Below are 12,422 nucleotides of genomic sequence, written 5' to 3' on the forward strand. Positions count from 1 at the left end.
ATATAGATGTTGTGCGTGATTTAAACTAAATGAATGCTTTAGTAAATTTAAAATTATTTTTTATCAATGTGATGGGTTTGTCTGGTGAATCGGGGAGAGTTTGGATATTAATTAAATAAATGCATTTTAATGACCCATTCATTTAATAAATACGCAGGAATGGGTCATGGGATAAATATTATCAGGCCACCTGTACCGGAATGGCTTTCGCAGTACGTTTCATCTCGTTGTCGCCTTCAAAGTAGGCCACTTTAGGCTGCCAGCGGCGCGCTTCTTCGTCAGACATCATGACAAAGCTGGCGATAATCACGATATCGCCCACGTCAGCGCAGTGCGCCGCCGCCCCGTTGACGGAGATGATTTTGGACCCGCGCTCAGCGGCAATCGCGTAGGTAGAGAAGCGTTTGCCGTTATTAACGTTCCAGATATCAATGGCTTCGTTTTCGAGAATACCTGCCGCGTCGAGAAAATCCTGGTCGATGGCGCAGGAGCCTTCATAATGCAGGTCGGCCTGAGTGACTTTCACACGGTGAAGCTTACCTTGCAGCATTTTGCGAATCATTACGTTTACCTTTCATCTTCCGGGTAGAAAAACTACGCCAGCTCAACCACTTTGTTATCGATAAGGCGGGCCTGGCCGAGCCATGCCGCCACCAGAATTACCGCACGTTTGCTGGTCTCTGTAAGCGCCAGAAGCGTATCGGCATCCCGAATTTGAACGTCGTCAGCACGAAGTCCTTTCTCGTTCAGCGCCTGTTCAGCCAGGGCGATAATCTCTTCTGCTGTTAACGCTTTCGCCAGCAGTTGCTCTGCCATGGTATTCATGACTTTGCTTAAGCCCGGCGCAATTTTACGCTGTTCGGCGGTCAGATAGCCGTTACGGGAGCTGAGCGCCAGGCCATCTTTCGCGCGGACAATCGGCACGCCGACGATCTCGATGTCGTAGCCCATATCGGCAACCATTTTGCGGATCAGCGCCAGCTGCTGGAAATCTTTCTCGCCAAAGCAGGCGATGTCCGGCTGCACCAGGTTAAACAGCTTACTGACGATGGTGGAGACGCCACGGAAATGGCCCGGGCGGCTGGCGCCCTCCAGCATGGTCGAAATACCTGGCACGTCGACGTAGGTCGATTCAGTGGTGCCCTGGGGATACACATCTGCGGGTGCCGGTGCGAAAACGATATCCGCATGACGTTTTTTGAGCTTCTCGCAATCTTCCTGCAAGGTACGTGGATAGCGCGCCAGATCGTCTTCGCGATCGAACTGCATCGGGTTAACGAAGATACTGACCACCACGATATCTGCCCGGGCTCTCGCTTCATCGACCAGCTTCATATGGCCGTCGTGCAGGTTGCCCATGGTTGGAACAAGGGCGATACGTTTACCTTCCTGACGCGCCCGACGAATATGCTGACGCAGCAGCGGCAGAGTTTCTATGATTAGCACACCTGGACTCCTTAATGGAAACTGTGTTCTTCGCCCGGATAAACGCCGGACTCAACTTCGGCAATATACTGCCGCACAGCAGCTCGCATGTCGCCTGCTTCTGTCAGGAAATTTTTTGCAAATTTTGGAATGTGGCCGCCGGTGATCCCGAAGGCGTCGTGCATGACCAGTATCTGGCCGTCGGTGACGTTGCCCGCGCCGATGCCGATCACCGGAATCGACAGCGCCTCAGTGATACGCTTAGCCAGCTCAACCGGCACACACTCCAGCACCAGCAGCTGCGCGCCTGCGGCTTCCAGCGCCACGGCATCATCAAACAACGTCTGCGCCGCATCGCCTCGGCCCTGCACCTTATATCCGCCAAAGATGTTGACAGACTGCGGCGTCAGCCCCAAATGACCACAAACCGGCACCGCGCGGTCGGTGAGCATTTTCACCGTATCGACCAGCCAGGCGCCGCCTTCGATTTTGACCATATTGGCGCCGGCGCGCATCACTGTCGCCGCATTTTCGAAGGCTCGTTCCGGGGTGGCATACGCCATAAACGGCAGATCGGAAAGCAGCAGGCAGGCGGGGGCACCCCGGCGCACGGCGCGGGTATGGTAAGCAATATCCTCGACCGTGACCGGCAGAGTGGAATCATGTCCTTGTACCGTCATCCCTAACGAGTCCCCGACCAGCATGACGTTGATCCCTTCTTCGGCAAACAGTTTTGCGAAGCTGTAGTCATACGCGGTGATAGTGGCGAAGCGTTTTTTTTCCTGTTTGCATTTCTGCAATAAGGAGATGGTGGTTGGTTTCATACTGTTTCCTGATGGCCCAAAAGCGAATCTTTGCGCATTCTAACAGTAACATTCGAGGGAACAATGATTTTAGGTAATCGATTAACCGCAAATAATGAATGGTTAATCGATGCGGAGGCGGGATTACCAGCGGGCCGGTTTAACCGCGTTGAGATTGTGCAGAACGGCGTGCAGCGAGGCGCCGTCAGGGAAGGTGAGATCGGGCGCGACTTCAAACAGCGGCCAGAGCATAAACCCGCGGTTTTTCATGTCGTAATGCGGAACGGTGAGGCGTTCGGTGTTAATCACCTCGTGACCGAAAAGCATAATATCGAGATCGAGCGTGCGCGGTCCCCAGCGTTCGGCTTTGCGGACGCGACCCTGCTGTAGCTCAATACGCTGGGTATTATCCAGCAGCGTTTCAGCGTCAAGGGTCGTTTCCAGCACCACGGCGGCGTTCAGATAATCAGGCTGATCCTGTGGGCCGAGCGGCGGCGTACGGTAAAATGAGGACAGCGCGACAATGCGGCTTTGGGGGATCTCTCCCAGGGCCTGCACGGCAGCGTTAACCTGCTCCAGCGGAGAGGCCTGATTGCTGCCGATGGCGATATACGCAAGGGTCATGCCGTGCCTTCACGACGCGGTGCGCGCTTGCGCGGGCGACGGTGACGGCGGCGCGGTGCTGGCTCATCATCGAGATCCGTAAGCATATCTTTCTGCTCCGGTGGCGCAGAAACCTGAAACTCGCCCCACCACTGCGTCAGGCGCTGTAGCTCCGGGTTCCGTTCAACTTCAGCACGCAGAGAGAGCAGATCGAACGCGGCGCGGAACTTAGGATGCTCCATCAGCTTCCAGGCGCGTTTACCCTGACGGCGGGACATACGCAGCTGAAGCTGCCAGATATCACGCACCAGCGTGGTAATACGTTTCGGGATCGCCAGCGTGCGACAGCCTTCGTCCAGCACGTCGTTTGCCGCCAGCGCGAACGCATCATAATAGGCGAGACCGCTCTCCTGGGTAATGCGCTGCGCCGTTTCCAGCAGCGGATACCAGAACATGGCCGCGAACAGGAACGCCGGATTCACGCGCATATCGTTATGAATACGGGTATCGGTGTTCTTCAGCACCTGCGCAATTATCCGCTCCATTGCGCTGTCACCGTTTTCGGTGAAGTAGCGGGTAATGGTCGGGAACAGCGGCTGGAACAGGTTGTATTCACGCAGCAGGTTGTAGGTTTCAAACCCGTAGCCTGCCTGGAGCAGCTTTAACGACTCCTCAAACAGACGGGCAGGGGGCACGTCGTTAATCAGCGTCGCCAGACGCGGGATCGGCTCTGCGGTTTCCGGGCTGATACGCATGTTCAGCTTGGCGGCGAAACGCACGGCGCGCAGCATTCGGACCGGATCTTCGCGATAGCGCGTTTCCGGCGTACCGATCAGGCGAATCAGGCCGTCTTTCAGATCCTGCATACCGCCGACGTAATCGCGCACGGTAAAATCCGCCACGCTGTAGTAAAGGCTGTTGATGGTGAAATCGCGACGCTGAGCATCTTCTTCAATAGAGCCGAAGATGTTGTCGCGCAGCAGCATGCCGTTTTGGCCGCGCTGGGAAGTCGTGCGATCGTTGACGCCCGCTTCGTGGTGACCGCGGAAGGTCGCCACTTCAATAATTTCCGGTCCAAACATCACGTGCGCCAGACGGAAACGGCGGCCAACCAGACGGCAGTTGCGGAATAATTTACGCACCTGCTCAGGCGTGGCGCTGGTCGTCACGTCGAAATCTTTTGGTTTTTTTCCCAGCAGTAAATCGCGCACCCCGCCGCCGACGAGATAGGCCTCGTAGCCTGCTTTATTCAGACGATAGAGCACCTTGAGGGCATTTTCACTGATATCTTTGCGGGAAATATTGTGCTGCTCACGCGGAATGACCGACATGTGTGGCTGTGCAATAGCGTCGTTCGCCATGCTCTCTTCGCGGCTCAGCACTTTACGGCAAAAATTAGCGACTCGGGTAAAAATAGTACACCTCGTAGTGTGTTTTGTTATCAAAAAAGCGGCTAATCATAGCTCAGCGCAACGCATTTGAGAATGCTGGATTTTTGGCACGGCCATAAGCGTCCAGTCAGCAATGGCTGTTTTCAGCAATTCATCCAGACTCAGATCCTGCCATTCCTGCGTTACATTCTGGTTGAGAAATCGCAGCGCGTCGATCAAAACCGGGCGCGGATCGCCGTCAGGCAGCGCCGGGGCATGATTCTGTTTTGACAGCTTATTTCCCTGTTCATTGACCGCCAGCGGCAGATGGATGTAATCCGGCACCGCCCAGCCAAACTGCTGGTAAAGCGATATTTGCCGCACGGTAGGCTCAACCAGATCCGCCCCGCGCACGATTTCCGTGACGCCCTGGAAATGGTCATCGACAACCACCGCCAGGTTATAGGCAAACAAACCATCACGACGGTGAATAATAAAATCTTCACGCGCCAGGCGTTCATCCGCCTGAATTGTTCCTGAGAGAACGTCGGTAAACTGCGTCACCGGAGAACGCTGTATTAGCCGTACGGCGGCATTCTCAGGACCGTTGTGCCGCGTGCGGCAGTGGCCGTCATAAACGCCACCTACGCTCTGAATACGCGCCCGCGTGCAGGTGCAGTTATAGGAAAGGCCCTGTTCAGCAAGCCACGCCAGACGTTCACGGTAGGCATCATGGCGTTGAGACTGCCAGAGTACGTCGTCGTCCCAGTGAAGACCGTAATGTTCCAGCTGACGCAGAATAGTTTCTGCTGCACCGGGAACTTCACGCGGAGGATCGATATCTTCAATGCGGACCAGCCATTTACCCTGACGGGCGCGAGCCTGTAGGTAGCTGCCAAGCGCGGCAATTAATGAGCCGAAGTGTAATTCACCGGAGGGAGATGGCGCAAAGCGCCCGATATAGTGAGATTCAGACATATCAACGGTAACAAGGCGGGAGAGACTCCCGCCTTAGCAGAGTAGTGAGAGGGCAGGCGTTAGCCAGCCATCTGTTTTTCGCGGATTTCTGCCAGCGTTTTACAGTCGATGCACAGATCGGCTGTTGGACGCGCTTCCAGGCGACGAATACCGATTTCAACACCGCAGGATTCGCAGTAGCCAAAATCTTCGTCCTCGACCTTCTTCAGCGTTTTTTCGATCTTTTTGATCAGTTTGCGCTCGCGGTCACGGTTACGCAGTTCGAGGCTGAACTCTTCTTCCTGAGCGGCACGGTCAACCGGGTCCGGGAAGTTAGCAGCTTCATCCTGCATATGTGTAACGGTGCGATCGACTTCATCCCTGAGTTGATTACGCCATGCTTCAAGAATACGCTTGAAGTGCGACAGCTGGGCTTCGTTCATATACTCTTCGCCCGGCTTCTCTTGATACGGCTCCACCCCAGCGATGGCGAGAATACTCAGGGACGATGTTTTACGGTTTTGCCCTTCTTGCATGTTGCTTCTCCTTAACACGCACTATCGATCCCCGTGTTGGGGGAAAAATCAGGTCGCTATAAATAGCAGATGCTTTTCCGTATGGCAATTATCTAAACGTAACACTTGACAACCCTGTGAGGAAAAGCGTATTTGCGCACGCGGCCAGAACACTTATTAGTCAATCGTCTAATCCCTTATAAGACAATGGGAAGAGAGGATGTCAGAGTCATATTATCGGCAGAAAGTTCCGCTTTATAAGCGAAAATCTCTACCCCCTGCTTTTGTGCCTCATTCAACAATTGCGCGTATTTAGGATCAATATGACGGGCCGGGGAAAACCGTTCAATGGCTGAATGCAGAACCGCAAACAGCAACACGGCGCGCTTGCCCGCCGCCGCTACACTCATTAGCTCTCGCAGATGCTTCTGGCCACGTAGCGTTACCGCATCCGGAAAGAAGCCGTTTTCCTGTTCCGCTAACGTCACTGATTTCACTTCAATATAGCACTCAGGGCGGTCTTCCGCCTGTAACATAAAATCAATTCTGCTGCCTTCATCGCCATATTTCACTTCGCTTTTTTGCGTGCCGTAACCCACCAGTTCAGGAAGGATTCCATTTGTCAGGGCTTCCTTAACCAGCTGATTTGCGCGCAGGGTATTCACGCAAATAAATGCCCCGCTTTGCGTCTCGGTCATTTCCCAGGTATGGGGATATTTGCGTTTAGTATTTTCTGATGTGGAATACCAGACCGTGTCACCCGGCGTGGCGCAACCGGTCATGGCGCCGGTGTTAGGGCAGTGCAGCGTGAGCGTTTCGCCCTCAGGGGTGATCACGTCAGCGAGAAAGCGTTTGTAACGCTGGATCAGCGTGGCGGGCTGGAGTGCAGGGCTAAACTTCATCAGGATTCCTTAACGTGTCGCCCAGCGTCCAGCGCTGGAGCGGAGTATAGCGGGTGCGTCCTTGTACAAAGGCAGATTCGTACAGCGCAAATTCATTCACCTGAAAGGACCAGTGAAAGCCCGGTGGCGGGATGGCAACGGCCTGACCCGCATCGCGCAGCAGGGTAATGTGGGGATGAAACGGCTGCGGGCTCTGATAACAGCCGCTGCGCGCGGCCTGCGCCCGCAGCATGTTGGCGAGCTGTAGCAGTCCGCGAGGGGGCTGCCGCGTCCCCAGCCAGACCACTCGAGAGCGCAGCCATTGCCCGGCATCGTCAAGATGCAGCGTAAACCCCGGCTGCGAAATGCGTCCGGCCATTGCGCTTAACGCGCGCTGCTTTTCAGCGCTTACTTCACCAAGAAAGGCTAACGTCAGGTGCATATTGGCGGCGGCGACGGGGCGGCCCGCTTCCGCGGGGAAGTGGCTGGCGCGCCAGCGAACAATCTGCCGTTGAAGCGTGGTGGGTAATTCAATGGCGAAGAATAGCCGTTTTGACTCAGACATGCGCAAGACTCGGTAATGATATGCGCCGATGCTACAATGTACGCCGATTAATGTTAACCCTCTGGAGCCGTAAGTGTCCTCTTTGCCCGTCGCCGTCGTCCTTCCTGAGCTACTCGCAGCCTTAGAACATGCGCCACAGGTTTTGCTCAGCGCGCCCACCGGGGCGGGTAAATCCACCTGGCTGCCCCTGCAAATTCTGCGCGAGGGGAGCATCAGCGGGAAAATTATCCTGCTGGAGCCACGCAGGCTGGCGGCGCGCAATGTGGCGCAGCGCCTGGCGGAATTGCTGGATGAAAAACCGGGCGAGACGGTAGGGTACCGGATGCGCGCCGAAACCTGCGTTGGACCGTCCACGCGGCTGGAGGTGGTCACCGAAGGTATTCTTACCCGTATGCTGCAAAACGATCCGGAGCTGAACGGCGTCGGGCTGGTGATCCTTGATGAATTTCACGAGCGCAGCCTCCAGGCCGATCTGGCCCTTGCGCTGCTGCTCGACGTTCAGCAGGGGCTGCGCGACGACCTTCGGCTGCTGATTATGTCGGCGACGCTGGATAACGAGCGGCTCCGGCAGACGCTCCCTGACGCGCCGATGATCGCCTCTGAAGGGCGTGCGTTCCCGGTTGAGCGCCGCTATCAGCCGCTGCCTGCCCATCAGCGTTTTGACGAAGCGGTTGCCATCGCCACCGCCGAATTGCTCCGCCAGGAGCCCGGCTCGCTGCTGCTGTTTTTACCCGGCGCAGGCGAAATCCAGCGCGTACAGGAGCAGCTGGCATCCCGGGTGAACAGTGACGTTATGCTGTGCCCGCTTTACGGCGCGCTGCCCTTGGCTGACCAGCGCAAGGCGATCCTTCCCGCACCGGCGGGGCAGCGCAAAGTGGTGCTGGCGACCAATATCGCGGAAACCAGTTTGACCATCGAAGGCATTCGCCTGGTGGTGGACAGTACGCAGGAGAGGGTGGCCAGTTTTGATCCGCGTACCGGGCTGACCAGGCTACTGACGCAGCGCATCAGCCAGGCCTCAATGGTGCAGCGCGCAGGGCGAGCAGGGCGTCTTGAGCCGGGTATTTGCCTGCATTTAACCAGCGCCGAGCAGGCGGAGCGTGCGGCATTGCAGAGCACGCCTGAGATTTTACAAAGCGATCTCTCCGGGCTGGTGATGGATCTGATGCAGTGGGGCTGCCCGGACCCTGACCAGCTCACCTGGCTTAATCCTCCGCCTGTCGTCAACCTTTCCGCCGCGCGCAGCCTGCTGACCCAGCTTGGCGCGCTGGAAGGCGAGCGACTGACGGCGCGCGGTCAGAAAATGGCGGCGCTGGGCAACGATCCGCGTCTGGCGGCAATGCTGGTGGCAGCACAGGGCGACGATGAAATTGCCACGGCGGCAAAACTGGCGGCTATTCTTGAGGAGCCGCCGCGCGGTGGCAGCAGCGATCTGGGACAGGCCTTTTCACGCCATCAGGGAAACTGGCAACAGCGCGCGCAGCAGCTGTGTCACCGCCTGAAGAGCCGGGGAGGATCGCCTGACAGCGATAAAGTTATCCCTCTGCTGGCCCAGGCCTTCCCGGACAGGATTGCGCGCCGTCGCGGCCTGGATGGTCGCTATCAGCTGGCAAATGGGATGGGCGCGATGCTGGACAGCGATGACGCCCTGACGCGCCATGAATGGCTGATCGCGCCGCTCTTACTCCAGGGCAGCCACTCCCCTGACGCGCGTATTTTACTGGCGGTTGCCGTGGATATTGACGCTCTGACGCGTGCCTGCCCGCAACTGCTTCAGCAATCTGACATCGTGGAATGGGATGATGCCCAGGGCACGCTGAAGGCGTTCCGTCGTAGCCAGATTGGCAAACTGACGCTCGGGACGAAACCGCTGGCGAAGCCGTCGGAAGAAGAGTTACACCAGGCGATGCTGAACGGCATTCGGGAAAAAGGGCTGAGCGTACTGAACTGGACGCCGGAGGCCGAACAGTATCGCATTCGCCTGCACTGCGCCGCGAAATGGCTGCCGGAACAGGGGTGGCCAGCGGTGGATGATGAGACGCTGCTCGCGACGCTTGAACAGTGGCTGTTGCCGCAGATGAGCGGCGTACACTCGCTGCGCGCCCTGAAGGCGCTTGATGTTAAGGCTGCGTTACAGAATTTACTGGACTGGTCGTTACGTCAACGTCTGGATAGTGAACTGCCTGGGCATTACACTGTGCCAACCGGAAGCCGGATTGCCATTCGTTATCATGAGGATAATCCGCCGGCGCTGGCGGTTCGGATGCAGGAGATGTTTGGTGAGGCCACCACGCCGTCCATCGCTGAAGGGCGCGTGCCGTTAGTGCTTGAGCTGCTTTCGCCTGCGCATCGTCCCTTGCAGATCACCCGCGATCTGGGGGCGTTCTGGGCGGGGAGCTATCGTGAAGTGCAGAAAGAGATGAAGGGGCGATATCCCAAACACGTCTGGCCGGACGATCCGGCGAATACCGCGCCGACACGGCGCACGAAGAAATATTCGTAATGGGGAAAGTGCGGCCTGATGCCCTCACCCCGGCCCTCTCCCCGTGGGAGAGGGAGAAACAAACTTTGAGAGATTTCTTCTTTCACTGACCTGTGCAAGATAAGAAAATCTGGCCTTTGCGCCTGAATGTTGCGGAGAAAAAGCATGGCGGGGAATGACCGCGAGCCAATAGGACGTAAGGGAAAGCCGACGCGTCCGGCGAAAGAAAAGGTAAGCCGTCGTCGCCTCAGAGATGAGGAGTATGACGATGACTATGAAGACGATTATGAGGATGAAGAACCGATGCCGCGTAAAGGGAAAGGCAAAGGGCGTAAGCCTCGTGGGAAGCGCGGCTGGTTCTGGCTGCTGCTGAAGCTGTTCATTGTTTTTGTTGTCCTGATCGCGATTTACGGCGTTTATCTGGATCAGAAGATCCGCAGCCGTATCGACGGAAAAGTCTGGCAATTGCCTGCGGCAGTGTACGGCCGCATGGTGAACCTTGAGCCGGACATGTCCATCAGCAAGAACGAGATGGTGAAGCTGCTGCAAGCCACGCAGTATCGTCAGGTCACGAAAATGACCCGTCCGGGCGAATTTACCGTCCAGGCGAAAAGCATTGAGATGATCCGCCGTCCGTTCGACTTCCCGGACAGTAAAGAAGGGCAGGTGCGCGCGCGTCTGACCTTTGACGGCGATCGCCTGGAAACCATTGAGAACATGGATAACGATCGCCAGTTCGGTTTCTTCCGTCTCGATCCGCGTCTCATCACCATGCTGTCGTCCGCAAACGGCGAACAGCGCCTGTTCGTGGCGCGTAACGGCTTCCCGGATCTGCTGGTAGATACCCTGCTGGCAACCGAAGACCGCCACTTCTACGAGCACGACGGTATTAGCCTTTACTCCATTGGTCGTGCGGTACTGGCGAACCTGACCGCGGGGCGTACGGTGCAGGGGGCAAGTACCCTGACCCAGCAGCTGGTGAAAAACCTGTTCCTCTCCAGCGAGCGCTCTTACTGGCGTAAAGCCAACGAAGCGTACATGGCCGTGCTGATGGATGCGCGCTACAGCAAGGATCGTATCCTTGAACTGTACATGAACGAGGTGTACCTCGGTCAGAGCGGCGATAACGAGATCCGCGGCTTCCCGCTGGCGAGCCTGTACTACTTTGGCCGTCCGGTAGAAGAGCTGAGCCTTGACCAGCAGGCGCTGCTGGTGGGCATGGTGAAAGGCGCGTCGATCTACAACCCGTGGCGTAACCCGAAACTGGCGCTGGAGCGTCGTAACCTGGTTCTGCGTCTGCTGCAACAACAGCAGGTGATTGACCAGGAGTTGTACGACATGCTGAGCGCGCGTCCGCTGGGCGTTCAGCCGCGCGGTGGGGTGATCTCTCCGCAGCCTGCGTTTATGCAGATGGTACGTCAGGAGTTGCAGTCTAAGCTCGGAGATAAAGTGAAAGATCTCTCCGGCGTGAAGATCTTTACCACCTTTGACTCCGTGGCGCAGGATGCGGCAGAAAAAGCGGCGGTTGAAGGCATTCCGGCGCTGAAAAAGCAGCGTAAGCTGAGCGATCTGGAAACCGCGATGGTGGTGGTTGACCGTAACACCGGCGAAGTTCGTGCCATGGTGGGCGGTGCTGAGCCGCAGTTTGCGGGCTATAACCGTGCCATGCAGGCGCGTCGTTCGATTGGTTCACTGGCAAAACCGGCGACCTATCTGACCGCGCTAAGCCAGCCGAATCTTTATCGCCTGAATACCTGGATTGCCGATGCGCCAATTTCCCTGCGCCAGCCTAACGGCCAGGTATGGTCACCGCAGAACGATGACAGACAGTTCAGCGGTCAGGTGATGCTGGTAGATGCGTTAACCCGCTCGATGAACGTGCCAACGGTTAACCTCGGGATGGCGCTGGGCCTGCCAGCCATCACCGATACCTGGCAGAAGCTGGGCGTACCGAAAGATCAGCTGCACCCTGTTCCGGCCATGATCCTGGGGGCGCTTAACCTGACGCCAATCGAAGTGGCGCAGGCGTTCCAGACCATCGCCAGCGGCGGTAACCGTGCGCCGCTTTCCGCCCTGCGTTCGGTGATTGCCGAAGATGGTTCCGTGCTGTATCAGAGCTTCCCGCAGGCTGAGCGCGCTGTTCCGGCGCAGGCGGCCTATATGACGCTATGGACCATGCAGCAGGTTGTGCAGCGCGGTACCGGCCGTCAGCTGGGAGCGAAGTATCCGGGCCTGCATCTGGCGGGTAAAACCGGGACCACTAACAATAACGTCGATACCTGGTTCGCCGGTATTGATGGTCGTGAAGTGGTGATCACCTGGGTGGGTCGCGATAACAACCAGCCGACCAAACTGTATGGCGCGAGCGGTGCGATGTCGATTTACCAGCGCTACCTCGCGAATCAGTCTCCGGTGCCGCTGAACCTTGTTGCCCCGGAAGATATCGTCGATATGGGCGTGGACAGCTCGGGTAACTTCATTTGCGGCGGTGGCGTGCGTACGCTGCCGGTCTGGACGACCAACCCGGATGCGCTGTGCCAGCAAAGTCAGCCAGAAGAACCGACAGGTAACCCGTTCGATCAGTCTTCTCAACCTCAGCAGCCGCAGCAGCAACAGCCGCAGCAGCAGAATGAGAAGAAAGACAGCGACGGCGTCGCCGGCTGGATCAAGGATATGTTCGGCGGGAACTAACCGCTGCCACGTTAAAAAGCCGCTTCATCATGAAGCGGCTTTTTTTTCACTTCAGCTTCTTAATGCATCCTATAATCTCTCTCTTATTTTAAAAATAGTGAATTTGTTTTTAAGAAATAATTATGCTGTC

At 56.9% G+C, this 12,422-nt stretch carries 11 protein-coding genes; 2 read left to right on the forward strand and 9 right to left on the reverse strand.

Annotated elements, in window-relative coordinates; translation table 11 throughout:
• Positions 1-181: 181 nt before the first annotated feature.
• The 9 genes from panD to thpR all read right to left on the reverse strand — a co-directional run bounded on the left by panD (position 182) and on the right by thpR (position 7,119).
• Positions 182-562, reverse strand: a complete 381-nt coding sequence (gene panD, locus ACNQ0W_RS23755; RefSeq protein ID WP_003856284.1) for an aspartate 1-decarboxylase — start codon at positions 560-562, stop codon at positions 182-184.
• A 32-nt stretch (positions 563-594) separates the two neighbouring features.
• Positions 595-1,446, reverse strand: coding sequence for a pantoate--beta-alanine ligase (panC, locus tag ACNQ0W_RS23760; protein ID WP_047051290.1), 852 nt, complete (start codon positions 1,444-1,446; stop codon positions 595-597).
• Between the two features lie 11 nt (positions 1,447-1,457).
• Positions 1,458-2,249, reverse strand: a complete 792-nt coding sequence (gene panB, locus ACNQ0W_RS23765) for a 3-methyl-2-oxobutanoate hydroxymethyltransferase (protein WP_062932332.1) — start codon at positions 2,247-2,249, stop codon at positions 1,458-1,460.
• A 123-nt stretch (positions 2,250-2,372) separates the two neighbouring features.
• Positions 2,373-2,852: a 2-amino-4-hydroxy-6-hydroxymethyldihydropteridine diphosphokinase gene (gene folK, locus ACNQ0W_RS23770; protein WP_062932331.1), complete on the reverse strand. Its 480-nt coding sequence runs from the start codon at positions 2,850-2,852 to the stop codon at positions 2,373-2,375.
• Positions 2,849-4,246: a polynucleotide adenylyltransferase PcnB gene (gene pcnB / locus ACNQ0W_RS23775; protein ID WP_074135678.1), complete on the reverse strand. Its 1,398-nt coding sequence runs from the start codon at positions 4,244-4,246 to the stop codon at positions 2,849-2,851. The genes folK and pcnB overlap by 4 nt, the downstream gene beginning before the upstream one ends.
• Before the next feature lie 42 nt (positions 4,247-4,288).
• A complete protein-coding gene (gene gluQRS, locus ACNQ0W_RS23780) occupies positions 4,289-5,179 on the reverse strand; it encodes a tRNA glutamyl-Q(34) synthetase GluQRS (RefSeq protein WP_047051289.1) in 891 nt (296 codons plus the stop codon).
• Positions 5,180-5,238: 59 nt separating this feature from the next.
• The gene (dksA, locus tag ACNQ0W_RS23785) at positions 5,239-5,694 is read right to left on the reverse strand and encodes an RNA polymerase-binding protein DksA (RefSeq protein ID WP_001155232.1); all 456 of its coding nucleotides are present in this window, start codon (positions 5,692-5,694) and stop codon (positions 5,239-5,241) included.
• Positions 5,695-5,870: 176 nt separating this feature from the next.
• Complete coding sequence (sfsA, locus tag ACNQ0W_RS23790) at positions 5,871-6,575, reverse strand: DNA/RNA nuclease SfsA (RefSeq protein WP_062932329.1); 705 nt, start codon at positions 6,573-6,575, stop codon at positions 5,871-5,873.
• Positions 6,565-7,119 (reverse strand): RNA 2',3'-cyclic phosphodiesterase, encoded by a 555-nt coding sequence (gene thpR, locus ACNQ0W_RS23795; protein ID WP_062932328.1) that lies wholly within the window; start codon positions 7,117-7,119, stop codon positions 6,565-6,567. Before thpR ends, sfsA begins: the two co-directional genes overlap by 11 nt.
• Positions 7,120-7,192: 73 nt before the next feature.
• Here thpR and hrpB point away from each other — a divergent pair, with 73 nt between their 5' ends.
• Positions 7,193-9,622 (forward strand): ATP-dependent helicase HrpB, encoded by a 2,430-nt coding sequence (gene hrpB / locus ACNQ0W_RS23800; RefSeq protein ID WP_062932327.1) that lies wholly within the window; start codon positions 7,193-7,195, stop codon positions 9,620-9,622.
• Positions 9,623-9,766: 144 nt separating this feature from the next.
• Positions 9,767-12,292 (forward strand): bifunctional glycosyl transferase/transpeptidase, encoded by a 2,526-nt coding sequence (gene mrcB, locus ACNQ0W_RS23805; RefSeq protein WP_062932326.1) that lies wholly within the window; start codon positions 9,767-9,769, stop codon positions 12,290-12,292.
• The last annotated feature ends 130 nt before the right edge of the window (positions 12,293-12,422 follow it).

It is taken from the genome of Enterobacter cloacae complex sp. 6730903 (assembly GCF_048283985.1).
Classification (GTDB): domain Bacteria; phylum Pseudomonadota; class Gammaproteobacteria; order Enterobacterales; family Enterobacteriaceae; genus Enterobacter; species Enterobacter hormaechei_C.